A 23,274-nucleotide genomic window follows, 5' to 3' on the forward strand; every position below is an offset into this window, starting at 1 on the left:
TCAGATGCCGATGCGTCCGAAGCCCGGCAGCTTGATGCCCGGCTGGCGGAGGTCGAGGCCGAGGACGGCGCCGAGGAGGCTGATCTCGATGCCCTCCACCCAGGCCAGCGTCAGCCCGGCATAGCCGTCGAGCGTCAGGCGCAGGCCGGTGCGCGACGGCGCGAGGCCGATCCAGTCGCCGTCGACGGGAAAATCCTTGCCGATGGCGGTCGGGGGCAGGGCGGTCGCCATGTCCGGCACCTGCGCCAGCACATGGGCGACGAAGCTGTTGGAGTTCGGCCCCGGCCAGACGTGATAGTCGCCGGCGCCGTCATAGGGATAGGACGCGATGGCCGCGCGCAGCTGCGGGATCAGCCGTGCCGCCTCCTCGCCGGTGGCCTCGAACACCACGTCCGGCGCGTGGCCGTACCAGCGCCCGTCCGGCGCGTAGCCATTGTGGCGGATCGGGCGGCCCCAGCCGACCTTGTCGTAGCGTTCATAGGCGCCCGCGCCCGCTTCCTTGAACACGATCCAGCTATGGACGGCGAAGATGGAGCGCCAGCGGCCGACGCGGGCGGCGTAGATGCGCACCATGGCCGATGGGTTCCGCGCGGCGGCGGGCAGGGTGCCGGTGCTCGACCAGTCGGCCTCGTGCCAGCTGCGCGTCCAGTCGGCCTGCCGCCACTGCACGAGCGCGTGCGCGCCCAACGGCAGGGCGAACAGCAGGAGGAAGCCGAGGAGGAGGAAGCGGGCAGCGCGCGGCATTTCCCGCATGATGGCAGGAAAGCCCGCCATTCCAAGGCCGGACGGCGCCCGCGCGCGCAATCGTGTCCTGTCTGGCCGATAAGCACGGCGGACTAGTTGCGATTGGCTCGCAATTGGATTGACAGGCGCTGTGCGCCGCACCATCTTGAATGCAACTAATTCGCAATAGCGGACTATAACTCATGCTCGACAAGCTGCAGGCGGAAGGTCCGGGGTGGCGGCGCGCGCGCGGCGACGCGGCGCTCGCCGAGGTGCATGGCAGCATCGCCGTGCCGAAGAAATCCGGACTCTGGCGGTTCTTCGCCTTCATGGGGCCGGGCTATCTCGTCGCCACCGGCTACATGGACCCCGGCAACTGGGCGACCTCGCTCGCCGGCGGCTCGAAGTTCGGCTACAGCCTGCTGACCGTCGCGCTGCTCTCCAACATGATCGCGATCCTGCTGCAGGCGCTGTGCTCGCGGCTCGGCGTCGCCTCGGGCCGCGATCTCGCCCAGGCCTGCCGCGACGCCTTCCCGCGCCCGGTCGCGTTCGTGCTGTGGATCCTCGCCGAAGCCGCCATCTGCGCCACCGACCTCGCCGAGGTGATCGGCACCGCCATCGGCCTCAACCTTTTGTTCGGCATTCCGCTGGAGATCGGCGTCGTGCTGACCGCGCTCGACGTGTTCCTGATCCTGTGGCTGCAGAATCTCGGATTCCGCTGGATCGAGGCGCTGGTCGTCGCGCTGCTTCTCGTCATCGCCGCCTGCTTCGGCATCCAGATCGCCATGGCCGACCCCGATTGGGGCCAGGTCATCCGCGGCTTTGCGCCGACCATCGAGATCGTGCGCAATCCCGACATGCTCTATCTCGCGCTCGGCATCCTCGGCGCGACGGTGATGCCGCACAATCTCTACCTGCACTCGGCCATCGTGCAGACGCGGCGCCATGACGACACGCTGGAGGGCAAGCGCGACGCCATCCGTCTCGCCACCTGGGATTCGACGCTGGCGCTGATGTTCGCGCTGACCATCAACGCCTCGATCCTGATCCTCGCCGCCTCGGCCTTCCACTATGGCGGCACGGGGGAGGTCGCCGATCTCGGCAAGGCGCACGAGCTGCTCAACCCGCTGCTCGGCAGCGCCTGGGCGCCGACGCTGTTCGCCATCGCGCTGCTGTGCTGCGGCCTCAACTCCACCGTCACCGCCACCATTGCCGGGCAGGCGGTGATGGAGGGGTTCCTGGACATCCGCCTGGCGCCGTGGCTGCGCCGGCTGATCACCCGCGCCATCGCCATCGTGCCGGCGGCGTCGGTGACGATCGCCTATGGCGAGAGCGGGGCGGGCTCGCTGCTCATCCTGAGCCAAGTGATCCTGAGTCTCCAGCTGCCCTTCGCCATCGTGCCGCTGATCATGTTCACCGCCGACCGGCGCAAGATGGGCACGCTGGTCGCGCCGCGCTGGCAGATCGTGCTGGCCGCGCTCGCGGCGACGCTGGTCATCGCGCTCAACATGAAGCTTCTTTTCGACTTCGTCACCGGCGGCTGAGCGACCGCCCGGCCGCCCGAAAATCCTCCGGTCAGAATCCGTCGACCAACGTCCGTCTTGCGCCCTTCATCAGGTCGAGGCCACACTCGTGCCGGGCTCGGCCACGACGGAGGGCGACCATGGACGGCGGTACCAGTTTCTTCGGCGAGCTGCTCGGCTCGATCGCCGACCGCGGCCGTTCGCTGCTCGACCTCGGGCGCGAACGCCGTCCGTCCGGCGCGGTGCGCGCGGCCGGCGTCGCCGAGCTGTGCGAGCGCCTGCTCTCGGGGCGGGGCGAGGCCTCCGGCGTGGCGCTGGCGCAGGAGATCGCCGCTGCCTATCGCGGCCTGCGCACCGGCGAGCGCGTCGCCTTCTTCGAGACGCTGGCCGTCTCCTTCGGCCCCGACGCGGCCCGGCTGGAAAAGGCCATCGCCGCCCACATGGCCGCGCCGGGCGGGCGCAGCGTGGCGGAGCTCCACGCGGCGAGCGAACCGCGCCGTCAGGAGCTGATCCGCCGGCTCAACCTCGCGCCCGGCGGCACCGGCCGGCTGGTGGCGATGCGCGCCGACCTGCTCGAACATCTGCCCCGTCGCCCCGATCTCGCCGAGGTCGACCGCGACTTTAGCCATCTCTTTGCTTCCTGGTTCAATCGGGGGTTCCTCGTGCTGCGCCGGATCGACTGGTCGACGCCCGCCAATGTTCTCGAAAAGATCATCCGCTACGAGGCGGTGCACGAGATTCGCGACTGGAACGATCTGCGCGCGCGCGTCGACAGTCCCGACCGGCGCTGCTACGCCTTCTTCCACCCGGCGCTGGTCGACGAGCCGCTGATCTTCGTGGAAGTGGCACTCACCCGCGACGTGCCGGACGCCATCGCCCCGATCCTCGACGTCAAGCGCACCCCGCTCGCCCCGGAGAGCGCGCGCACGGCGGTGTTCTATTCGATCTCCAACTGCCAGAAGGGGCTCGGCGGGGTCAGCTTCGGCAATTTCCTGATCAAGCAGGTGGTGGCGGAAATCTCCCGCGAATTCCCGGGCCTGCGCAGCTTCGTCACGCTCTCGCCGGTGCCGGGCTTCCGCGCCTGGCTGGAGGCGGAGGTCGCCGATCCGGCGTCGGCGGCGGTGACGGCGGCGGATCGCGCCGCGCTGTCGGCGCTATCGACGGATGGCGTGCCGGACGAGGCGGCGCGCGCCGCCCTGCGCCCGGTGATCGAGGCGCTGGCGGCGCATTATTTCCTGATCGCACGCACAGCGAAGGGCAAGCCCATCGACCCGGTGGCGCGCTTCCATCTCGGCAACGGCGCGCGGCTGGAGCGCATCAATCCGTTCGGCGACCTCTCAAAGCGCGGCATGGCGCAGGCGTTCGGGCTGATGGTGAACTACCGCTACCTGACCGAGGACATCGAGAAGAACCACGAGGCCTTCTTCGATCGCGGCACCATCGTGGCGAGCCCGGCGGTGCGCAAGCTCCTGCGGGCCGACGCTCCGCCGGGCCTGCCGGCGCTGCGGGAGGCGGCGGGCTAGGCGGCGGGAGCCTGCTCCCCATGCCCGCACCACGGGCACGGCGCCGGCCTTGACACGGCGGCCGGGCCTGTGCCCGATGCCCGGCAGGTGTCCGGGGCAGGAGAATAAGGCGTTCCATGCGGTTTCTACCTCATCTCCTGAAGCGTTTCGTCCACAAGGGCCGGCTGACCGTCATCGAGCCGGACGGCACGCGCACCGCCTTCGGCACCGGCCAGGACGGCCCCGACGTCGTGATGCGCCTCAACGACGACAATCTCGACCGCGAGCTGTTCTTCAATCCCGAGCTGCTGTCGGCCGAGGCCTATATGGATGGCCGGCTCACCTTCGAGGACGGCTCGACCGTCTACGATTTCCTCTATCTGTTCTCGATCAACCGGCGCGGCCTGGCCGCCCATCCGGTGCAGCAGGCGCTGCGCCGGAGCTGGCGCGCGCTCAAACGCTGGCACCAGTCCAACCCGCTCGGCCGCTCGGCGAAGAACGCCCAGAGCCATTACGACCATCCGCCCGACTTCTACCGGCTCTGGCTGGACTCGCGGATGATCTATTCCTGCGCCTATTTCCCCACCCCCGACGCCTCGCTGGAGGAGGCGCAGGAGGCCAAGCTGCGCCACATCGCCGCCAAGCTGAAGCTGCAGCCGGGCATGCGGGTGGCGGAGATCGGCTCGGGCTGGGGCGCGCTCGCCATCTATCTCGCCCAGCTCGGCGTGCACGTCACCGCCATCAACGTCGCCACCGAGCAACTGGCCGAATCGAAGAAGCGCGCCGAGGCGGCCGGGGTTGCCGACCGCATCACCTTCTTCGAGCGCGACTATCGCGAGCTGAGCGGCAGCTTTGACCGCATCGTCTCCGTCGGCATGATGGAGCATGTCGGCGTCAATCATTTCGACGAGTACTTTGGTACCATCAAGCGGCTGCTGGCGCCGGGCGGCTTCGCCATGATCCATGCCATCGGCCGCATGTCGCCGCCCGGCACGACGGCGCCCTTCATCCGCAAATACATCTTCCCCGGCGGCTATGTGCCGGCGATGTCGGAGGTGTTCACCTCGCTGGAGCGGGTCGGGCTGTGGACCGGCGACTGCGAGATCCTGCGCCTGCACTATTACTGGACCATCCGCCACTGGCGGGTGAACTTCGAGGCGAAGCGGGCGGAAGTGGTGGCGATGATGGGCGAGCGCTTCGCCCGGATGTGGGAGTTCTACCTCGTCGCCGTCGAGCTCGGCTTCCTGCACGGCTCGAACATGGTCTACCAGCTGCTGCTGTCGAACGAGCGCGACGACGTGCCGGTGATCCGCGACTTCATCGTCGACGAGGAGCGGGCGCTGGCGAAGATGCCGATGGGCTGAGCCGGCAGAGGCTCAGGCCCCGGCCCGCGTGCCGTAGTAGGACAGGAACACCCGCACCGCGCGATCGACGGTTTCCTCGATCTGCTCCTGGGTCGGCTGGTCGCCGATGCCGAAGAGCAGTCCCTTCACCCTGTTGCTCTGGCACAGGTTGAAGAACTCGTAGGCCGCGGCGAGATCGTCGTCGATGACGAGCCGGCCGAGATCGGCCTGCCGGCGCAGCAGATCGGCGAGGCGCTGGCCGCCATGGCAGGGGCCCGCGTCGAAGAAGGCGCGGCCGACGCGCGGGAACTTCTCGGCGACGGCGATGACCATGCGCACCAGCCGGATGTGGTCCGGCTGCACCATCATGGTCATGAAGGAGATGCCGATGCGGCGCAGCAGGCTCTCCACATTGTCGACGGAGGGGTCGACGACGAACAGGTGCTCCGCCGAACGCGCGCGGTCGTTGAGGACCAGCGCCTCGAACAGCTCCTCCTTGCTGGAGAAGTAGACATAGATCGTCGCCTTGGAGACGCTGGCCGCCTTGGCCACCTCGTCCATGCTGGCGCCGTCGAAGCCCTTTTCGAAAAACACACGGCGGGCGCCGTCGATGATGTCGCGGCGTTTTGACGATTCCGGCTCGACGCGCGCGGCGACGGCGGATTCTTCCTTGTCGATCATGTTCATGGCTACCTCGCCTCCGTGATAGGGCGCGCACGGCAGGCTTGTCAAAGCTCTTGACTAAACTGTTTAGTTTGATATGTAAAGAAATAAGTGAACTAAACGGTTTAGTTATGGCCTGGAGGGCGAAGATGGCTCAAGCGGAGATCAAGTCGCCGCCGAATACCGACGCGGACCGCCCGCGCGGCGGCGAGCCTATTCCGATCACCGGCCGCAAGCCCGCGCAGGAAGCGGGGGCGCCGGCCCAGGCCGATGCGGACGTCCCTGCGCGGCCGCCGCGCTCGCGCAGGAAGCTGGTTGTCGGCGCGATTCTCGTCGCCGCGCTGGCGGGCGGAGCCTATTACGGCGCCGAGTGGTGGCAGGTGGGACGCTTCCTCGTCGCGACCGACGATGCCTATGTCGGCGCCGATACCTCGATCCTCGCCGCCAAGGTGGCCGGGCATATCGTCTCGATCGACGTCGAGACCAACCAGCCGGTGAAGGCCGGCGACGTCATCGCCCGCATCGATGACGGTGATTACCGCCTCGCGCTGAGGGCGGCCGGGGACAAGATCGCCACCCAGCAGGCGGCGATCGACCGCTACGGCCAGCAGATCACCGCCGCCGGCACGCAGGTCGATCAGGCGAAGGCGCAGCTCGTCGCCGACGAGGCGGAACTCAACCGCACCCAGCTCGAGCTGGGCCGCCAGTCGGAACTGGTGCGGTCGCAATTCTCCAGCCGCGCGACGCTCGACAATGCCCGCGCCGACCGCGACAAGGCGCAGGCCTCCGTCGACGCCGCCAAGGCGGCCATCGCCTCGGCCAAGGCCAATGTCGACGTACTCGCGGCGCAGCGCACCGAGGCGGCGCGCACGCTCGACGAGCTGACGACGGCGCGCGACCAGGCGCAGCGCGACCTCGACTTCACCGTCGTGCGGGCGCCCTTCGACGGCATCGTCGGCAATCGCGCCGTGCAGGTCGGCCAGCTCGTGCAGGCCGGCACGAGGCTCGTCGCGCTGGTGCCGATCACCCGGGTCTATGTCGACGCCAACTTCAAGGAGACGCAGCTCGGCCGGCTGCAGGCCGGGCAGAAGGTCGACATCGAGGTCGACGCCTATCCCGACGAGGACTTCCACGGCCGCGTGGTCAGCGTCGCGCCGGCCTCCGGCTCGGTGTTCAGCCTGCTGCCGCCGGAGAACGCCACCGGCAATTTCACCAAGATCGTCCAGCGCGTGCCGGTGCGCATCGAGCTCGACGCGGCCACCCGCGACAAGGCGGAGCTGCGTCCCGGCATGTCGGTGATCGCCACCGTCCACACGCGCGGCGGCGCCTGAGGCCGGGCGGGAGGTCGTCATGAGCGACATAGCGGCCGGCACGGCAGGGCAGGGGCGCGCCGTCTCCTCCGAGGGACGGCGCATGTTCGCCTTCCTCTGCATGGTGTTCGGCATGTTCATGGCGATCCTGGACATCCAGATCGTCTCGGCCTCGCTCGCCGAGATCCAGGCCGGCCTCGCCGCCTCGTCGGACGAAATCTCCTGGGTGCAGACCAGCTACCTCATCGCCGAGGTGGTGATGATCCCGCTGTCGGGCTTCCTGTCGCGGGCGCTGTCGACGCGCTGGCTGTTCGCCGCCTCGGCGGTCGGCTTCACCTTCATGAGCTTCATGTGCGCGACGGCGACCTCGATCGACCAGATGATCGTCTACCGCGCCCTGCAGGGCTTTCTCGGCGGCGGCATGATCCCGACCGTCTTCGCCGCGGCCTATTCGGTCTTCCCGCGCGAGAAGCAGTCCGTCGTCGCGCCGCTGATCGGCCTCGTGGCGACGCTCGCCCCGACCATCGGCCCGACCATCGGCGGCTACCTCACCGACCTGTTCTCCTGGCACTGGCTTTTTCTCGTCAACATCATCCCCGGCATCTTCGTCGTCATAACGACCGTGACGCTGGTGGATTTCGACGAGCCCGACCTCGCCCTGCTCGACCGCTTCGACTGGTGGGGCCTGCTGTTCATGGCCGGCTTCCTCGGCAGTCTCGAATTCGTGCTGGAGGAGGGGCCGACCAATGACTGGTTCGAGGACGAGGCGATCGTCATCTTCGCCGTCATCGGCGTGACCTCGGCGGTGGCGTTCTTCGCCCGCGTCTTCATGGCCCGCGAGCCGGTGGTGGATTTGCGCGCCTTCGCCAACCGGAACTTCTCCGTCGGCTCGGCCTTCAGCTTCGTGGTCGGCATCGGGCTTTACGGGCTGACCTATCTCTACCCGCTCTATCTGGCCCGGGTGCGCGGCTACTCGGCGCTGATGATCGGCGAGACCATGTTCGTCTCCGGCCTCGCCATGTTCCTGTGCGCGCCCATCGCCGGCCGGCTGATGGGCAAGGTCGACCCGCGCGCGATGATCGCCTTCGGCTTCGGCGCCTTCGCGGTGGGTACGTGGCAAGTCACCGGCCTCACTAAGGACTGGGACTTCCAGGAGCTTCTGGTGCCGCAGATCCTGCGCGGCGTCGGCATCATGATGGCGATGATCCCGATCAACAACATCTCGCTCGGCACGCTGCCGCCGGCGCAGCTCAAGAACGCCTCCGGCCTGTTCAACCTGATGCGCAACCTCGGCGGCGCGGTCGGGCTGGCGCTGATCAACACGGTGCTCAACGACCGCTGGGACCTGCATCTCGCCCGGCTGCACGAGAACGTGCAATGGGCCAATGCGGCCGCCGTCGAGCGGCTCGACGCGATGACGCAGGCGTTCGGCACGCTCGGCTCCGACGCCGAGGCGGCGGCGCTGAAGACGATGGCCGGCCAGGTGCGCATCCAGGCCGAGGTGATGGCGTTCTCGGATGTCTTCCTGGTGCTTACCGTGCTGTTCGTCGCGCTGTTCTTCGCCGCGCCGCTCATGCGCAAGCCGACGCACAAGGTGGAAGGCGGGCATTGAGTTTATCGCTTCCCCGTCAGGTCCGGCGCGTCCGGGCGTGATGGGGTGGAGCGTCATGGCCGGGCTTGCCCGGTTCTCCGCGCCGTTCGGGAGGCTGCCCCCCCGCCCGGATGCGTGGATGCCCGGCCCCCGCCCGGCCATGACGTCACTCCCTCCGCCCCGACCCTTGCCGTTTTACCCGCTCTCGGCTAAACAGCGTCTCACTAGAGCAACCTCGCGAGAGCCGAGCCGTGACGCCTTCGTCCGTCCGCCGCTATTCCGCGACCCCGACCGCCCTGCGGTTTTCGGGGAAGGTTCTCATTGCGTCTGCGCTTCTTCTTCTTAGCCGCCCCTGAGGGCCGGCCGGGCCGCGTGCCTGGGCGCTCAGGGGATGACGCCTCCACCATCCGCCGAACCGTCAGATTTGTGCCGGACGATGCCCCAAGGGAACGATGCTCCCGATGCGGCACCCGGCGCCGGAGTTGAGAAGGAAGTCCCTGCCATGTCCAACGACAATAATCGCGTCGTCATCTTCGACACCACCTTGCGCGACGGCGAGCAGTGCCCCGGCGCCTCGATGACGCTGGAGGAGAAGCTGGAAGTCGCCGATGTGCTCGACACCATGGGCGTCGACGTGATCGAGGCGGGCTTCCCCATCGCCTCCAATGGCGATTTCGAGAGCGTCGCCGAGATCGCCCGCCGCACCCGCAACGCGGTGATCGCCGGCCTCGCCCGCGCCATCCCCGCCGACATCGCCCGCGCCGGCGAGGCGGTGAAGTTCGCCAAGCGCCCGCGCATCCACACCTTCGTCTCGACCTCGCCGATCCATCTCGAACACCAGATGCGCAAGACGCAGGATCAGGTGATCGACATCATCGCCGGCACGGTGGCGCAGGCGCGCAACCTCGTCGACGACATCGAATGGTCGGCGATGGACGCCACCCGCACGCCGATCGACTATCTCTCGCGCTGCGTGGAGACGGCGATCAAGGCCGGCGCCACCACCATCAACCTGCCCGACACGGTCGGCTACGCCACACCGTCCGAATATGAGGCGATGTTCCGTCAGGTGCGCGCCCACATCCTCGACCGGGTGCCCAATGGCGTGCAGATCATCTTCTCCGCCCATTGCCATGACGATCTGGGCCTGGCGGTCGCCAATTCGCTGGCGGCGCTGGCGGGCGGCGCGCGGCAGATCGAATGCACCATCAACGGCCTCGGCGAGCGCGCCGGCAACGCCGCGCTGGAAGAGGTGGTGATGGCGATCAAGACGCGCGGCGACGTGCTGCCCTTCGTCACCGGCATCGAATCCACCATGCTGACCCGCGCCTCCAAGCTGGTCTCGGCGGTCACCTCCTTCCCGGTGCAGTACAACAAGGCCATCGTCGGGCGGAACGCCTTCGCCCATGAGAGCGGCATCCATCAGGACGGCATGCTCAAGAACAACACCACCTACGAGATCATGACCCCCGACAGCGTCGGCGTGTCCAAGACCTCGCTGGTGATGGGCAAGCATTCCGGTCGCGCCGCTTTCCGTGACAAGCTGAAGGCGCTGGGCTACGAGCTGGGCGAGAACGCGCTGAACGACGCTTTCAGCCGGTTCAAGGAACTCGCCGACCGCAAGAAGGTGGTCTATGACGAGGACATCGAGGCGCTGGTCGATCACGAGATCGCCGCCGCCCATGACCGCATGAAGCTGGTTTCGCTCAGCGTCATCGCCGGCAGCCACGGCCCGCAGCGCGCCACCATGAAGATGGCGGTGGACGGCGTCGTCATCACCGAGGAGTGCGAGGGCAACGGGCCGGTGGATGCGGTGTTCAACTGCATCCAGGCCATCGTCCCGCACGCCGCCAAGCTGGCGCTCTATCAGGTCCACGCCGTCACCGAGGGCACGGACGCGCAGGCGGAAGTGTCGGTGCGGCTGGAGGATGGCGACAAGGCAGTGACCGGGCGCGGTTCCGACCCCGACACGCTGGTCGCCTCGGCGCAGGCCTACATCATCGCCCTCAACAAGCTGGCCACCAAGCGCGACAGCCTGAACGCCCAGGCCCAGCCGGCGGCGGAGTGAGGCAGGGCGCCGCAACGGCGCGCCGATCGTCCGTCGGGCGATCGCGGAGACCCGCCGCGTCGCTTCCGGCGCGGCGGCCTCGCACGGGGGCTTCCGTCGGCGGAAGAACAGTCCGGCCATAATGCTGCCGGGACCGTCGGCAATGGCTGTCGGCTCCGCCGGAGGCCTCCCATGCTGCCGTGTCCCGCATGACGCTCGTTCCGTCCGCGCCGAGCGTCGAGCTGGGCACGCCGGACGCCGTGGAGCGCCGGCGGAACGCCGCGCGCGCCGGTGCCGAGGCCATGCGGCTGGCCGCGTCGCTGGTGCTGCATCTCGCCTTGTTCGCGGCCGCGCTGCTGGCGGGGGTTCGGACCTTCCGGGAGCCGGCCGACGCGCCGGCTCTTGAGACGGAGATCATCAGCCCCCGCGACTTTGCCGCGCTGCGCGCCGCAACCCAGCGGCTTCCGCCACCGCCTCCGCCTTCCGCAGACGCGACGCTGCCCTCCGGCACGGCTTCTGCCCCGGCATCCGCGGCACCGCCCGGCCTCGCGGCGAAGCCGGCCGGTCCGCCCGACATGGTGCGACCCTCGCAGATGCTCTCCGAGCAGGCGCTCGGCAATCCGCGCAGCCGCGGCCTGCGGCGCGAACTTGGCCGCCTCGTCGAAGAAGACCGCATCGCCCAGCTGTGCAATCTCGAGGCAATGGAGCAGATTCACGCCTGGCGGGGAGACTTCCAGCCCGACCGCCTGGTGGACTACGCACGGTCCGATACGCGGATGGACGGCCGCACGCTCATCGCCCAAGGCGGAGCCTTCCGCAGCGCACGCAACTGGTATGAAGTATCGTATCGGTGCGAGCTGGATCCGGAGCTGCGCAAGGTGGTCGGGTTCGCCTTCCATGTCGGTGCGGCGATCCCGCGCGAGGAATGGGCGGCGGACAATCTGCCGGCCCTGCACTGAGGCTCAGGCGAGGGGGAGCGGCGTCCCGCATTCCTTGCCGACCTGCGCCGACAACGCCTTCATCAGCGCGGCGACCGCCTTGTCCTGCGCCAGCAATATGCTGTCCAGCGCCCGCACCGGGCGCAGGAAGCGCACCGAATTGGTGAGGAACACCGCGTCGGCGCCGGCGAGCGCCTCGGGCGCCAGCGGGCGCTCCTCGACGCTGAGCCCCAGCGCCGGTGCCGCCTCGATCACCAGCGCGCGGACGATGCCGGGCAGGCAGCCCTCCGCCAGCGAGGGCGTGATCAGCCGTCCGGCGATCAGCGCGAACACATTGGCGATGGTGGTGCAGGCGACGCGGCCCCGCGTGTTGAGGATCAGCGCATCGTCGACGCCCGCTGCGGCGGCCTCGCGCGCGGCGAGGATGTGGTCGAGATAGCCCAGCGTCTTGAGACTGGCGGTGGGCGAGAACTCGTTGCGCCGGCCCGTGGCGGTGGCGAGCCGGGCCGGCTGGCCGAGCAGCGCCGGGCTCCACGGCGCGGCCGTCACCACGATCGTCGGCTCGCCCGCGCTCGCCGGCCACAGGCCGCGCGCCGCGGTGCCGCGCGTCACCGTGGTGCGGAGGATCGTCGGTTCGGCGGTTAGGGCGGCATCGATGGCGGCGTCCACGCGGGCGCGCTCGGCCGCTATGCCGAGCTGGTGCGCCGCCGCCATGAGCCGGCCGACATGGCGCTCGCGGGCGAAGACGACGCCGCCCAGCGCCAGCGCGGTGTCGAACACGCCGTCGCCAAGGGTGAAGCCGCGGTCCTCGCTGCTTATCGCTGCGCTCACGCCGCTCTCTCCCGGGTCCGCGCCAGCTTGAGGAAATTCGCCATCAGGTCGTAGCCGTGGCCGGTGAGCACCGATTCCGGATGGAACTGCACGCCATAGGTCGGGTGCGCGCGATGGGCGAGGCCCATGATCTCGCCATCCTCGCTCCAGGCGGTGGCAAGCAGCGGGGAACCTTCGTCCAGTTCCACGGCGAGCGAATGGTAGCGCCCGGCCGGGAAGGGGGAGGGCAGGCCGGCGAACACGTCCGAGCCGCCATGGCGCACCTGCGAGGCGCGCCCGTGCATCGGCTCCCTGGCGCGCACCACCCGGCCGCCAAAGGCCTGGCCGATGCACTGGTGGCCGAGGCAGATGCCGAGAATGGGCAGCCGGCCCGACAGCGCGCGCACCGCCTCCAGCGAAATGCCGGCCTCGTTCGGCGAGCAGGGGCCGGGCGAGATCACCAGCGCCTCCGGGCGCAGCCGTTCGATGGCGGCGAGGTCGAGCGCGTCGTTGCGCGCCACCTCGACCTCCTCGCCGAGTTCGGTGAGATAGCGCGCCACGTTGAAGACGAAGCTGTCGTAATTGTCGATCAGCAGGATCATGGCGCCGCCTCCGGCGTGAAGGCGCGGAAAAGCCGCTCGGCCTTGGTCAGGCTCTCGGCATGCTCGGCGGCCGGGTCCGACAGGGTGGTGATGCCGCCGCCGACCCCGAAGCTCGCCACCCCGTCCTCCACCGTCACGGTGCGGATGGCGATGTTGAAATCCATCGTGCCGTCGAATCCGACATAGCCGACGGAGCCGCAATAGACGCCGCGCGGCCGACCTTCCAGTTCGCGGATGATCTCCATGGCGCGGATCTTCGGCGCGCCGGTGATCGAGCCGCCGGGGAAGGAGGCGGCCATCAGGTCGAGCCCGTCGGCGCCTTCCCTGAGCGTGCCCGTCACCACCGAGACGAGGTGGTGCACGTTGGCATAGGTTTCCAGCCCGCACAGGCGCGGCACCTGCACCGTGCCGGGGCGGCAGACGCGCGAGAGATCGTTGCGCAGCAGGTCGACGATCATCACGTTCTCGGCGCGGTCCTTCTCGCTGGCGGTGAGTTCGCGGCCGCGGAAGGCGTCGAGCGTCGGCTCCACCGAGCGCGGCACCGTACCCTTGATCGGACGCGTCTCCACCTCGCCGCCGACCAGCTTCACGAAGCGCTCCGGCGAGGAGGAGGCGATGATGCGGTCCTCGTTGGCGATCAGCGCCGCGAAGGTCGCCGGGTTGGCGCGGCGCAGCTGATCGTAGAGCGCCAGCGGGTCGATCTTCCCGACCATTGCCTCGAAACGCTGGGTGAAATTCGCCTGGAAGATGTCGCCAGCGCGGATGTAGTCGATCACCCGCGCGACGGCTCTGCGGTAGCCCTCGGCGTCGAAATCGGAGCGCCAGCCCTCGACCATGACCGGCGCGCCGAGCGGGGCCTCGGGCGCCGCCAGCCGCGCGCTCGCCTCGGCCAGCCGCTCGCGGGCGCGCCGGGTGCGGCGGGCGGGGTCACTCTCGGGCCAGCCGGTGGAGATGAGGAAGGCGCGCTCGGCGACGACGTCGAAGGCGGCGACGAGGTCGTAGAAGCCGAGATCGACTTCCGGCCCCTCGCCGGCCTCCGGCGCGGGCGTCGGGAAGCGGTCGAACAGGCGCCCGGCCTCATAGGCGATGTAGCCGGCGGCGCCGGCCTGGAAGCCGGCCTCGCCCGGCAGGCGCGGCTGCGCATAGGCGGCGAGCCGCGCGCGCAGGGCCTCGATGGGGGCGCCGGGCTCGCGCGCGCCGTCCCAGCGCGCCACGCCGGCCTCGACGCGAAAGCGGCCGAAGGGCTCGGCCATGACATAGGACCAGCGCCCGAGCAGCGGGTGGCGCATCGCGCTGTCGAGAAAGGTCAGCCCGGGCACGGCGTCGCCGTCCCGGCGGCCGAGGCGGCGCGCGGCCTGCCATGGGTCCTGCCAGGCGATTTCGACGACGAGGGGCAGCGGCTCCTGAATCATGAACCGAATATGGAGCGTCGCGGCGCGCCTTCCTAGAGCGTCTTCCGAAACCGCGCGGCGCGAAGCCGCCCGGCGGCATGCGCGGCCGGACGGTCCTGCGACGCGAAGCGGTGTGGGCCGTCAGCGGATCGACGAGGGTGCGCAATAGGTGTCGTGAATATTGCAGCCTTCCGCGCCGGTCGCCGCGCATTCCCGCATCGCGCCATTCTGCGATTCCGCGCGCGAGGCGCCCGACGCCAGACCCAGCCGGTCCCTGCTCGTTGCGCGCGCCAGCGAGATGCACATATTCGCGCCGGCGAAGGCGATCGCGCAGTCACTGGCGCCGCCGGTCTGGCATTCCGACATCGCCTTGTCTCGAACGCCCGCGTCCGAACCACCATCGGCGAAGCCGACGGTGCCAGTCGTCTTGCTGAAGGCGGCCGCCACATAGGAAGCCTCCTGTGCAAACGCCGACCCGCCGAGGACGAGGGTCGAAGCGATCAGGGCGGCGCCAAATCCAATTCGCATGCAAAAGCCTCCAGCTGGATTCTCCGCCGGCCGCGTGGGTTCGCAAGAGGGGCCGGCTCCAGAGAGCATGGCACTCTAGTGTGGCACTTGTCTGTACCTTCCAGACAGGACCATGGCCCGCGCCGGCCGCTTCGGGCGGTGGCGGTCGCGTGGCGGCGTCACGCCCGGTCGGCGGGGATTCCGGGTGCCTCGAACCCTTGAACCAAAGCGTCACTTGACGCCCCGTTATGCGGATGATCGCTTACCAGATCTCACAATGGCGTTTCGCGAATGGAGCGCCGTTACATAAAAACGCTGCGATCCATAGTCTCGGGAGGGACGCATGACGAAACTGAAGGGGGTCGCTGCCGGTCTGGCAGCGCTGGCGCTCACCGCTCTGCCGCTCGCGGCGGCGAAGGCGCAGGATTTTCCTAGCCGGCCGGTGACGATGGTCGTGCCGTTTTCGGCCGGCGGTCCCACCGATACGGTGGCGCGCCTCATCGCCGAATCGATGTCGCGCACGCTCGGTCAGCAGGTGGTGGTGGAGAATGTCGGCGGCGCCGGCGGCACCCGCGGCGCCGGACAGGTGGCGAAGGCGGCGCCCGACGGCTACACCGTCCTGCTGCACCATATCGGCCAGGCGACCTCGGCCACGCTGTATCGCAAGCTGCCCTACAACGTGCTGACCGACTTCGAGGAGGTCGGCCTCGTCACCGACGTGCCGATGACCATGATCGCCAAGGGCGATTTCGCGCCCAAGGACGGCGCCGAGCTCATCGCCTACGTCAAGGAGAACAAGGACGGGGTGATCTACGGCAATGCCGGCGTCGGCTCGGCCTCACATCTATGCGGCATGCTGTTCATGTCGGCGCTGGGCACCCAGATGACCACCGTTCCCTATCAGGGCACGGGACCGGCGATGAACGACCTCGTCGGCGGCCAGATCGACCTGATGTGCGACCAGACCACCAACACCACCGGCCAGATCAAGGCCGGCAAGGTGAAGGCCTACGGCGTCACCACCAAGAATCGCGTCAAGTCGCTATCCGACCTGCCGACCTTCGGGGAAGTCGGCCTTCCGGGCTTCGAGGTCGCGGTGTGGCACGGCATGTATGCGCCGAAGGGCACGCCGAAGGCGGAGATCGACAAGCTCAACGCGGCCCTCGTGGCGGCGCTGCAGGACCCCAAGGTGATCGCCCGCTTCGCCGATCTCGGCACCGAGCCGGTCGCCCTCGAGCGCGCCAAGCCGGAGGTGCACAAGCAGTTCCTCGAGGCGGAAGTCGCCAAGTGGAAGCCGGTCATCGAGCAGGCCGGCGTCTTCGCCGACTGACCAAGATCGCGTCCGTTCCCGTCCGCGCGCCGGCGCCGCCCGGCCTGCGGACGGGTTCGCGCATTCACCGCCCGGGAAAGCCGTCATGACGCGTTTCGTCAAGAGTCCGAAAGAGGTCGCCAGCGGCCTGCTCCTCGTCACGCTGGCGGCGTTCTTCGCCTGGCAGGCGATGGAACTGCCGATGGGCCGCGCGATCCGCATGGGGCCCGGCTATTTCCCGATGATCCTCGCCGGGCTGCTGGGCTTTCTCGGGTTCGTGGTGCTGCTCTCGGGCCTGACGCTGCGGCCGGTGGAGGAAGAGGACGAGACGCAGAAGATCGGCTTCGCCCGCTGGCCCTGGGTGCCGCTCGGGCTGGTCACGCTGGCGGTGGTGGTGTTCGGGCTCGGCATACGCCCGCTGGGGCTTGGTCCCTCCATGGGGCTGGCGGTGTTCCTCTCCACACTGGCGAGCCGGCGCTTCAAGCTGACGACCGCGCTCCTGTCCTCCTTCATCATGGTCGCCTTTTCCTGGGCGGTGTTCATCAAGGGACTCGGCCTGCCTCTGCCCATGCTGGGGCCCTGGCTCGGCGGCTACTGATCAGGAGCGGGACCATTGGAAATCTTCGATAATCTCGCGCTCGGCTTCTCCGTCGCCGTCACCTTCCAGAACATCTTCTACTGTTTCATCGGCGTGCTGCTGGGCACGCTGATCGGCGTGCTGCCCGGCCTCGGCCCGGTGCCGACCATCGCCATGCTGCTGCCGATCACCTTCGGCCTGCCGCCGGTCTCGGCGCTGATCATGCTGTCGGGCATCTATTACGGCGCGCAGTATGGCGGCTCGACCACCGCCATCCTGATCAACCTGCCGGGCGAGAGCTCCTCCGTCGTCACCGCCATCGACGGCTACCAGATGGCGCGCAAGGGCCGCGCCGGCACCGCGCTCGCCACGGCGGCGCTCGGCTCCTTCTTCGCCGGCTCGGTGGCGACCTTCCTGCTCGCCGTGTTCGCCCCGCCGCTGGCCGATCTGGCGCTCAAATTCGGCCCGCCGGAATATTTCGCGCTGATGGTGCTCGGCCTCATCGCCTCGGTGGCGCTGGCCGCCGGCTCGGTGGTGAAGGCGCTGGCGATGGTGGTGCTCGGCATCCTGCTCGGCCTGTCGGGGCAGGACGTCTACACCGGCACGCCGCGCTTCACCTTCGACATGCTGGAACTGGCCGACGGCATCGAGTTCGTGGCGCTGGCCATGGGCGTGTTCGGCATCGGCGAGATCGTGCGCAATCTGGAGGACGAGCACACCCGCACCGTCATGGTGCAGAAGGTGAAGGGCCTGCTGCTCTCGAAGGACGACATCAAGCGCATCATCGGCCCGATCCTGCGCGGCACCTTCATCGGCTCCTTCCTCGGCATCCTGCCGGGCGGTGGCGCGATCCTCTCCTCCTTCTCGGCCTATTCGATCGAGAAGAAGATCTCCCGCCACCCCGAGCAGTTCGGCAAGGGTGCGATCGAGGGCGTGGCGGGGCCCGAAGCCGCCAACAATGCCGGCGCGCAGACCTCCTTCATCCCGATGCTCACCCTCGGCATTCCTTCCAACCCGGTGATGGCGCTGATGATCGGCGCGCTGATCATCCAGGGCATCGTGCCGGGGCCGAACGTGGTGAACGAGCAGCCGAACCTGTTCTGGGGCATCATCGCCTCGATGTGGATCGGCAATCTGATGCTGGTGGTGCTGAACCTGCCGCTGATCGGCATCTGGGTGCGGCTGCTCACCGTGCCCTACCACATCCTGTTTCCGCTCATCGTCGGCTTCTGCTGCATCGGCGTCTACAGCGTCAACAACAACGCCATCGACGTGTTCACCATGGCGCTGTTCGGGGTGGTCGGCTACGTGCTGGTCAAGCTCGACTGCGAGCCGGCGCCGCTGCTGCTGGGCTTCATCATCGGGCCGATGCTGGAGGAGTATCTGCGCCGGGCCATGCTGATCTCGCGCGGCGACCCGACCGTGTTCTTCACCCGGCCGATCTCCGCCACCATGCTGGGGCTGGCGGCCCTCGCCCTCATCGTCGTGCTGCTGCCCTCCATCCGCAAGAAGCGGGAGGAGGCATTCAAAGAATGAGGACAAGGGCAGGGACGGTATGGACAGGCCCGAATCCCTCTGCTACACGACCCCCCGTTCGAGGCGCTGCGGCGCTTCGATACCCGGTTCGGGCGCATAGCTCAGTTGGTAGAGCAGCTGACTCTTAATCAGCGGGTCCTAGGTTCGAGCCCTAGTGCGCCCACCAAACTCCAGGCATTCGGAGTTTTGGCGGAAATGAAGGGCAAGGTTATCCTTGCTTGTGCCGGCCGTGATTACCAACCGGCTGGCGGTTGCGTTCGAAGAAAAGCGTCCCCCGCGCCGATCCGACTTCTCGTTAAAGCGTGGTTTATGGCTGAAGGCCGTCCGAGTGGCGAGGCGGCCGCTCGAAGATCGACGACCTCAATGAACGTCTTGCGGTGTTTGGATTGGGTGAAGCCTTCGGCGTGGGCGACGCCTCGTGCGTCGATCTTCATCTGTGGATGCGGTCACAGCGGCACCACGCTCATGGCCAACATGTTCGCTGCGCACCCCCGGGTCTTCATTCCTCTGCGCGAGACCGATGCGTTTCGCTGGGCGGGCGAGGCGAAGGACAGGCGCCGCCAGCTTCTCGCCGAGTTTCGCCTCTCCGGGAAAGAGTTCCTCGCCGAGAAGACCCCGCGCCACATTGCCAATCTCGACCGCATTCGCGCGCTCATGCGCGCTCCCAAATTCGTTCTGATGGTGCGCTGTGGCCGGGACGTCGCGGCCTCCTTCATCAAGCGCTTCGGAAGTTCCGAAGAGGGCATTTCGCGCTGGATGGAGGCGGGCGAGATCATTCTCTCGCAAGCCGGCCGTCCTGACGTCATCGTCGTGCGGTACGAGGATCTGATCACGGCCCCGCAGCCGCAGCTGGAACGCGTGTGCGCCTTCGCAGGGCTCCCCTTCGACGACGCCATGCTGCGCTATCATGAATCGCAACGCCTCTGGTTCGGCAGGACCGAGGTGGGGAAAGGCAGCGGCGAACAGGGCGGGGAACATGCGGCGCTGCGCAACTGGCAGGTCAACCAGCCCATCTTCGACGGCCGCCATATGTGGGTCGGCAAGCTTTCCGATGCGGAACTGGAAGTGTTCGGCACGGGGCGTGGCCGGGAGCTGATGACGGCGTTCGGCTACGGTCCCGAGGACTGACGCCGGGCACTGCGGGTGCCGCTTGCGCCCGGCGCCGCCGAGGAAGGGGGACGCCGGACCGGCGCGCTGCTATCCTGCGTCAGACCAGTCCGCCCGGGGAGGGCGATATCATCGACCAGACAACCATGTTTTGCGCCCATTGCCCGCGTTGCGGGCGCCGTTCGGCGCTCGGCCGTGCGGATACCGCGACGCTGACCGCCTCTGTACCGGGCGAGCCGCCGCCGCGCCTGCGCTGCGACATGTGCGGCGGGCGGCAGGTGAAGCTGTTCCGTGCAAACGGCCCGGTGGAGATGCTGGCCTTCCTCAACGGCCGCATCTGACGTCGGCCGGCCCGCCGGCGAACGAATGACCGCCTTCGCGCGTTAGCCGACATCAGGCGGCGCGAACAGCGAGGTTCCCGGCGATGGCGAAGGCGAAGAGTTCCAACACGGTGCCCAGGGGGCCTGTCCGGCGGGCCGTGGCGGCCCGCACGGCGCGGGCGGGCGCAGAGCGGGCGATCATCGTTCGTCCGCCCGAGCGCAGATATAGCTTCCGCATGCTTGCCGTCGTCGGCATGCTGGGTTTCGCCCTCGGCCGCCTCCTCCCAAGATGAGCGCCACGCCGGGGGCGCGTTTCGCGACGCCGATAGCCCAGATCTGGAATATGCCATGCAGACCCTGACCGTCCGCCACGTCACCCGGTACCACTATGCCAATCCGGTGGTGTTCCAGCCGCACCGGCTGATGCTGCGCCCGCGCGACAGCCACGATCTCCGGCTCGTCGGCGCCGAACTGACGCTCTGGCCGCATGGCCATGTGCGCTGGATGCACGACGTGTTCGGCAATTCGGTCGCCATCGTCGATTTTCTCGAACCGTCGGACGAACTGAAGATCGAGAGCGTCCTGACGCTCGAACGCTACGGGCTGGGCAACCCGGTCTTCGAGATCGAGGAGGCGGCGGCATCCTACCCCTTCGTCTACTCGCCCGACGACCGCATCGACCTCGGCCGCATGCGCGATCCCCATTATCCGGATCCCAATGGCGAGCTGGAAGCGTGGGCCAAGGGCTTCGTCGCCGCCCGGCCGACCGACACGCTGGCACTGCTCACCGACCTCAACAACGGCATCTTCAAGGGCTTCACCTACAATCTGCGCCATGAGCAGGGGACGCAGGCGCCGCTGGAGACCTTGAAGCTCGGCACCGGCTCCTGCCGCGATTTCGCGCTGCTGCTGATCGAGGCGGCGCGCGCGCTCGGCTTCGGTGCCCGCTTCGTGACCGGCTATCTCTACGACCCCGCCCTCGACGGCGACGGCGCCTCGGTGGTCGGTGCCGGCGCCACCCATGCGTGGGCGGACGTCTACCTGCCGGGCGCCGGCTGGATCGAGTTCGACCCGACCAACGGCACCATCGCCGCCGACAACCTGATCCGCGTCGCGGTGACGCGCGATCCGAGCCAGGCGGTGCCGGTGGGCGGCGGCTTCACCGGCAATGTCGGCGACTACACCGGCATGACCGTCGAGGTCTCGGTGCACGCGGTCGATCCGGAGCCACTGGCGGCCTAGCCGCGGGTCGCCTAGCATCCTACCGCCGGGTGCGGGGAGGAGGCGCTATGACGATGAGCTTCGAGGCGTGGGCGTGGCTGGGGCTGCTCGCCTACACGCTGCACATCATGGAGGAATATTCCTTCGACTGGCGGAACTGGGCGCGGGCCGTCATCGGGCTGCCGGTCGAATGGGCGGATTTCTACATCACCAACGCCGCGGTGGTGGTGCTCGGCTTCGCCCAGGCCGAGATGGTGCAGCTGCTGCCGCTCGCGCCGCTCGTCTTCGCCGCGCTGATGCTGATCAACGCGACCTTCTTCCATGTGCTGCCGATGATCCTCACGCGCGGGCGCTTCTCGCCCGGCACGGTAACGGCCGTCGTGCTGTTCTACCCGGTGGGGCTAGGCACCTATTTCGCCGCCGCCGCCGAGGGACTTCTGACGACCGGCCTGCTGGTCGGTTCCCTCGTCGGCGGGGCGCTGCTGATGGCCTATCCGGTGGTGATGATCCGCCTCAGGGGGCGGGCCTATTTCCGGCAGGCCCCCTGAGATCGCGGCAGTCGCTCAGGCGCCGGCGCTCGCCAGCGTCGGGTAGTCGGTGTAGCCCGTGGCGCCGCCGCCATAGAGATGGTCGCGGTCGATCTCGTTGAAGGCGGCGCCGCGGCGCAGGCGCTCCACCGCGTCCGGCGAGGAGACGAAGGCCTTGCCGAAGGCGACGAGGTCCGCCTTGCCGTTGGCGACGGCGGCCTCGGCCATGGCCTTGTCGTAGCCGTTGTTGACCATCCAGGTGCCGCTGTAGCGCTTGTGCAACGCTTCGAAGTCGAAGCCCGGCACGACGTCGCGCGGCCCGCCGGTGGCGCCCTCGATCATGTGCACATAGACCGGGTGGAAGCTCTCCACCACATCCATCACATGCGCGAACAGCGCCTGCGGCTGGCTGTCGGAGAGGTCGTTTGCCGGCGTGACCGGCGAAAGCCGCAGCCCGGTGCGCGTGGCGCCGATCTCAGCCGTCACGGCCTCCAGCACCTCCTTCAGGAAGCGCGCGCGGTTCTCGATCGAGCCGCCATAGGCGTCGGTGCGCTTGTTGGCGCCGTCGCGCAGGAACTGGTCGATGAGATAGCCATTGGCACCGTGCAGCTCGACGCCGTCGAAGCCGGCGCGGATCGCGTTCGCCGCCGCCTTGCGGAAGTCGTCGACGATGCCGGGAATCTCCTCCAGCGTCAGCGCGCGCGGCTCGTCCACCTCGGCGAAGCCGTTGTTCACAAAGGTCTTGGTGTTCGCTCGCACGGCCGAGGGGGCGAGGGGGGCGGCACCGCCCGGCTGCAGCGAGCGGTGCGAGACGCGCCCGACATGCCAGAGCTGCACGAACATGTGGCCGCCCTCGGCGCGGACGGCATCGGTCACGCGCTTCCAGCCCTCGACCTGCGCGTCGGTGTAGATGCCGGGAGTGTCCTGATAGCCCTGGGCGGTGTCGGAAATCTGCGTCGCCTCGGTGACGATGAGGCCGGCGCTGGCGCGCTGGCGGTAGTACTCGACGGCAAGCGGCGAGGGGACGAGGCCGGCCGCCGCGCGGTTGCGGGTGAGCGGGGCCATGACGACGCGGCTGGAGAGCGTGACGTCGCCGAGCTGGTAGGGGTCGAAAAGGCTGGGGGTCGTGGACATGGGTGAAATCCTGATCGATTGAGGGTCGCGTTACCTCTCACCTAAGCATTGCCCCCCGGTCCGTGAGAGATCGCGAAAACGCGTGGCCGCCATGCAACAGCACCATGGGTCGGCGCCGGTGCGGCGCTTTATGCGGGCTTTATGTCCGGGCCTTCCGACCCACATCGAAATCCAATGTCGGCATGTCTAGCCTCCATGACGCGGCGCACACATCGCGCCGTTCATCATCGATGGAACCCATGCGCACTCTCGAAAAGCGCCTGTTGAACCCGCAGCCCCACATTCCGGCGTCGTCCCGCGGCCCGGGCCGCATCGCCAGACTGGCGGCGCAGAAGATCTCGGTCGCCGTCAGCCATCTGCGCTTCCTTGTCGGCCAGGACAGGGAAGGCCACTGGCTGGCCGTCGAGCGGCACGGCCTCGCCGGCGGCATCTTCGCCACCAGGGAGGCTGCGCTGCGCTACGCGACGGATGAAAGCCGCCGCCGCCCCGGTGCCGTTCGCCTGACACGCCGCGCCATCGCCTTCCGCATCTGAAGCCCGGGCCGGCGGGCGTCGTCGCGGGCGCCCGCCGGCCGCTGCACTGCGCTGATTGGA

Annotated in this window: 22 protein-coding genes and 1 tRNA gene; 16 read left to right on the top strand and 7 right to left on the bottom strand. The window is 68.6% G+C overall.

Annotated features, from left to right (window positions below; all coding sequences use genetic code 11):
- Positions 1-774: a DUF3750 domain-containing protein gene (locus AC1PZ7_RS10985; RefSeq protein WP_482359502.1), complete on the bottom strand. Its 774-nt coding sequence runs from the start codon at positions 772-774 to the stop codon at positions 1-3.
- A 152-nt stretch (positions 775-926) separates the two neighbouring features.
- Between AC1PZ7_RS10985 and AC1PZ7_RS10990 the strand changes: the two genes are divergently transcribed.
- The 3 genes from AC1PZ7_RS10990 to AC1PZ7_RS11000 all read left to right on the top strand — a co-directional run bounded on the left by AC1PZ7_RS10990 (position 927) and on the right by AC1PZ7_RS11000 (position 5,112).
- On the top strand, positions 927-2,267 hold the full coding sequence (locus AC1PZ7_RS10990) for an Nramp family divalent metal transporter (RefSeq protein ID WP_482359503.1): 1,341 nt from the start codon (positions 927-929) through the stop codon (positions 2,265-2,267).
- A 119-nt stretch (positions 2,268-2,386) separates the two neighbouring features.
- Complete coding sequence (locus tag AC1PZ7_RS10995) at positions 2,387-3,769, top strand: malonyl-CoA decarboxylase (protein ID WP_482359504.1); 1,383 nt, start codon at positions 2,387-2,389, stop codon at positions 3,767-3,769.
- 116 nt (positions 3,770-3,885) lie between these two features.
- Positions 3,886-5,112 (top strand): class I SAM-dependent methyltransferase, encoded by a 1,227-nt coding sequence (locus AC1PZ7_RS11000; protein WP_482359505.1) that lies wholly within the window; start codon positions 3,886-3,888, stop codon positions 5,110-5,112.
- Positions 5,113-5,124: 12 nt separating this feature from the next.
- Here the strand turns inward: AC1PZ7_RS11000 and AC1PZ7_RS11005 are convergent, their stop codons facing one another.
- The gene (locus tag AC1PZ7_RS11005) at positions 5,125-5,778 is read right to left on the bottom strand and encodes a TetR/AcrR family transcriptional regulator (protein ID WP_482359506.1); all 654 of its coding nucleotides are present in this window, start codon (positions 5,776-5,778) and stop codon (positions 5,125-5,127) included.
- A 125-nt stretch (positions 5,779-5,903) separates the two neighbouring features.
- Here AC1PZ7_RS11005 and AC1PZ7_RS11010 point away from each other — a divergent pair, with 125 nt between their 5' ends.
- The 4 genes from AC1PZ7_RS11010 (at position 5,904) to AC1PZ7_RS11025 (ending at position 11,661) form a co-directional block, all read left to right on the top strand.
- Complete coding sequence (locus AC1PZ7_RS11010; RefSeq protein ID WP_482359507.1) at positions 5,904-7,085, top strand: HlyD family secretion protein; 1,182 nt, start codon at positions 5,904-5,906, stop codon at positions 7,083-7,085.
- A 19-nt stretch (positions 7,086-7,104) separates the two neighbouring features.
- Positions 7,105-8,676: a DHA2 family efflux MFS transporter permease subunit gene (locus tag AC1PZ7_RS11015; RefSeq protein ID WP_482359508.1), complete on the top strand. Its 1,572-nt coding sequence runs from the start codon at positions 7,105-7,107 to the stop codon at positions 8,674-8,676.
- A 481-nt stretch (positions 8,677-9,157) separates the two neighbouring features.
- The gene (locus tag AC1PZ7_RS11020) at positions 9,158-10,723 is read left to right on the top strand and encodes a 2-isopropylmalate synthase (RefSeq protein ID WP_482359509.1); all 1,566 of its coding nucleotides are present in this window, start codon (positions 9,158-9,160) and stop codon (positions 10,721-10,723) included.
- 188 nt (positions 10,724-10,911) lie between these two features.
- The gene (locus AC1PZ7_RS11025; protein ID WP_482359510.1) at positions 10,912-11,661 is read left to right on the top strand and encodes a DUF930 domain-containing protein; all 750 of its coding nucleotides are present in this window, start codon (positions 10,912-10,914) and stop codon (positions 11,659-11,661) included.
- A gap of 3 nt (positions 11,662-11,664) precedes the next feature.
- Here AC1PZ7_RS11025 and AC1PZ7_RS11030 read toward each other — a convergent pair whose 3' ends face one another.
- The 4 genes from AC1PZ7_RS11030 to AC1PZ7_RS11045 form a co-directional block, all read right to left on the bottom strand.
- A complete protein-coding gene (locus AC1PZ7_RS11030; protein WP_482359511.1) occupies positions 11,665-12,471 on the bottom strand; it encodes an aminotransferase class IV in 807 nt (268 codons plus the stop codon).
- Complete coding sequence (locus AC1PZ7_RS11035) at positions 12,468-13,052, bottom strand: anthranilate synthase component II (protein WP_482359512.1); 585 nt, start codon at positions 13,050-13,052, stop codon at positions 12,468-12,470. Before AC1PZ7_RS11035 ends, AC1PZ7_RS11030 begins: the two co-directional genes overlap by 4 nt.
- Positions 13,049-14,464 (bottom strand): aminodeoxychorismate synthase component I, encoded by a 1,416-nt coding sequence (gene pabB / locus AC1PZ7_RS11040; protein WP_482359513.1) that lies wholly within the window; start codon positions 14,462-14,464, stop codon positions 13,049-13,051. Before pabB ends, AC1PZ7_RS11035 begins: the two co-directional genes overlap by 4 nt.
- 120 nt (positions 14,465-14,584) lie before the next feature.
- A complete protein-coding gene (locus AC1PZ7_RS11045) occupies positions 14,585-14,890 on the bottom strand; it encodes a DUF4189 domain-containing protein (protein ID WP_482359514.1) in 306 nt (101 codons plus the stop codon).
- A 403-nt stretch (positions 14,891-15,293) separates the two neighbouring features.
- On the opposite strand from AC1PZ7_RS11045, the gene AC1PZ7_RS11050 reads away from it, so the two are divergent.
- The 8 genes from AC1PZ7_RS11050 to AC1PZ7_RS11085 all read left to right on the top strand — a co-directional run bounded on the left by AC1PZ7_RS11050 (position 15,294) and on the right by AC1PZ7_RS11085 (position 21,568).
- Positions 15,294-16,280 (top strand): tripartite tricarboxylate transporter substrate binding protein BugD, encoded by a 987-nt coding sequence (locus AC1PZ7_RS11050; protein WP_482359515.1) that lies wholly within the window; start codon positions 15,294-15,296, stop codon positions 16,278-16,280.
- A gap of 85 nt (positions 16,281-16,365) precedes the next feature.
- Positions 16,366-16,857: a tripartite tricarboxylate transporter TctB family protein gene (locus AC1PZ7_RS11055; RefSeq protein ID WP_482359516.1), complete on the top strand. Its 492-nt coding sequence runs from the start codon at positions 16,366-16,368 to the stop codon at positions 16,855-16,857.
- 15 nt (positions 16,858-16,872) lie between these two features.
- Positions 16,873-18,372: a tripartite tricarboxylate transporter permease gene (locus tag AC1PZ7_RS11060; protein WP_482359517.1), complete on the top strand. Its 1,500-nt coding sequence runs from the start codon at positions 16,873-16,875 to the stop codon at positions 18,370-18,372.
- A 90-nt stretch (positions 18,373-18,462) separates the two neighbouring features.
- Positions 18,463-18,538, top strand: a tRNA-Lys gene (locus AC1PZ7_RS11065).
- Positions 18,539-18,735: 197 nt separating this feature from the next.
- Positions 18,736-19,500: a sulfotransferase family protein gene (locus AC1PZ7_RS11070; protein WP_482359619.1), complete on the top strand. Its 765-nt coding sequence runs from the start codon at positions 18,736-18,738 to the stop codon at positions 19,498-19,500.
- A 125-nt stretch (positions 19,501-19,625) separates the two neighbouring features.
- Positions 19,626-19,820: a hypothetical protein gene (locus AC1PZ7_RS11075; protein ID WP_482359518.1), complete on the top strand. Its 195-nt coding sequence runs from the start codon at positions 19,626-19,628 to the stop codon at positions 19,818-19,820.
- A gap of 327 nt (positions 19,821-20,147) precedes the next feature.
- Positions 20,148-21,041 (top strand): transglutaminase family protein, encoded by an 894-nt coding sequence (locus AC1PZ7_RS11080; RefSeq protein WP_482359519.1) that lies wholly within the window; start codon positions 20,148-20,150, stop codon positions 21,039-21,041.
- Positions 21,042-21,088: 47 nt separating this feature from the next.
- The gene (locus AC1PZ7_RS11085; RefSeq protein WP_482359520.1) at positions 21,089-21,568 is read left to right on the top strand and encodes an HXXEE domain-containing protein; all 480 of its coding nucleotides are present in this window, start codon (positions 21,089-21,091) and stop codon (positions 21,566-21,568) included.
- Positions 21,569-21,583: 15 nt separating this feature from the next.
- On the opposite strand, the gene AC1PZ7_RS11090 is transcribed toward AC1PZ7_RS11085, so the two are convergent.
- Complete coding sequence (locus tag AC1PZ7_RS11090; RefSeq protein WP_482359521.1) at positions 21,584-22,681, bottom strand: alkene reductase; 1,098 nt, start codon at positions 22,679-22,681, stop codon at positions 21,584-21,586.
- A gap of 239 nt (positions 22,682-22,920) precedes the next feature.
- Between AC1PZ7_RS11090 and AC1PZ7_RS11095 the strand changes: the two genes are divergently transcribed.
- The gene (locus AC1PZ7_RS11095; RefSeq protein ID WP_482359522.1) at positions 22,921-23,214 is read left to right on the top strand and encodes an RAG2 PHD domain containing protein; all 294 of its coding nucleotides are present in this window, start codon (positions 22,921-22,923) and stop codon (positions 23,212-23,214) included.
- Positions 23,215-23,274: the final 60 nt, after the last annotated feature.

This window comes from Ancylobacter sp. TW_SC_1, from assembly GCF_056836805.1.

Coding starts and splice junctions, on each gene's coding strand:
- AC1PZ7_RS11015 (WP_482359508.1), top strand. CDS start 7,105: ATGAGCGACATAGCGGCCGGCACGGCAGGGCAGGGGCGCGCCGTCTCC.
- AC1PZ7_RS11080 (WP_482359519.1), top strand. CDS start 20,148: ATGCAGACCCTGACCGTCCGCCACGTCACCCGGTACCACTATGCCAAT.
- AC1PZ7_RS10985 (WP_482359502.1), bottom strand. CDS start 774: ATGGCGGGCTTTCCTGCCATCATGCGGGAAATGCCGCGCGCTGCCCGC.
- AC1PZ7_RS11050 (WP_482359515.1), top strand. CDS start 15,294: ATGACGAAACTGAAGGGGGTCGCTGCCGGTCTGGCAGCGCTGGCGCTC.
- AC1PZ7_RS11090 (WP_482359521.1), bottom strand. CDS start 22,681: ATGTCCACGACCCCCAGCCTTTTCGACCCCTACCAGCTCGGCGACGTC.
- AC1PZ7_RS11025 (WP_482359510.1), top strand. CDS start 10,912: ATGACGCTCGTTCCGTCCGCGCCGAGCGTCGAGCTGGGCACGCCGGAC.
- pabB (WP_482359513.1), bottom strand. CDS start 14,464: ATGATTCAGGAGCCGCTGCCCCTCGTCGTCGAAATCGCCTGGCAGGAC.
- AC1PZ7_RS11085 (WP_482359520.1), top strand. CDS start 21,089: ATGACGATGAGCTTCGAGGCGTGGGCGTGGCTGGGGCTGCTCGCCTAC.
- AC1PZ7_RS11010 (WP_482359507.1), top strand. CDS start 5,904: ATGGCTCAAGCGGAGATCAAGTCGCCGCCGAATACCGACGCGGACCGC.
- AC1PZ7_RS10990 (WP_482359503.1), top strand. CDS start 927: ATGCTCGACAAGCTGCAGGCGGAAGGTCCGGGGTGGCGGCGCGCGCGC.
- AC1PZ7_RS11095 (WP_482359522.1), top strand. CDS start 22,921: ATGCGCACTCTCGAAAAGCGCCTGTTGAACCCGCAGCCCCACATTCCG.
- AC1PZ7_RS11070 (WP_482359619.1), top strand. CDS start 18,736: ATGAACGTCTTGCGGTGTTTGGATTGGGTGAAGCCTTCGGCGTGGGCG.
- AC1PZ7_RS11055 (WP_482359516.1), top strand. CDS start 16,366: ATGACGCGTTTCGTCAAGAGTCCGAAAGAGGTCGCCAGCGGCCTGCTC.
- AC1PZ7_RS11075 (WP_482359518.1), top strand. CDS start 19,626: ATGTTTTGCGCCCATTGCCCGCGTTGCGGGCGCCGTTCGGCGCTCGGC.
- AC1PZ7_RS11035 (WP_482359512.1), bottom strand. CDS start 13,052: ATGATCCTGCTGATCGACAATTACGACAGCTTCGTCTTCAACGTGGCG.
- AC1PZ7_RS10995 (WP_482359504.1), top strand. CDS start 2,387: ATGGACGGCGGTACCAGTTTCTTCGGCGAGCTGCTCGGCTCGATCGCC.
- AC1PZ7_RS11000 (WP_482359505.1), top strand. CDS start 3,886: ATGCGGTTTCTACCTCATCTCCTGAAGCGTTTCGTCCACAAGGGCCGG.
- AC1PZ7_RS11005 (WP_482359506.1), bottom strand. CDS start 5,778: ATGAACATGATCGACAAGGAAGAATCCGCCGTCGCCGCGCGCGTCGAG.
- AC1PZ7_RS11020 (WP_482359509.1), top strand. CDS start 9,158: ATGTCCAACGACAATAATCGCGTCGTCATCTTCGACACCACCTTGCGC.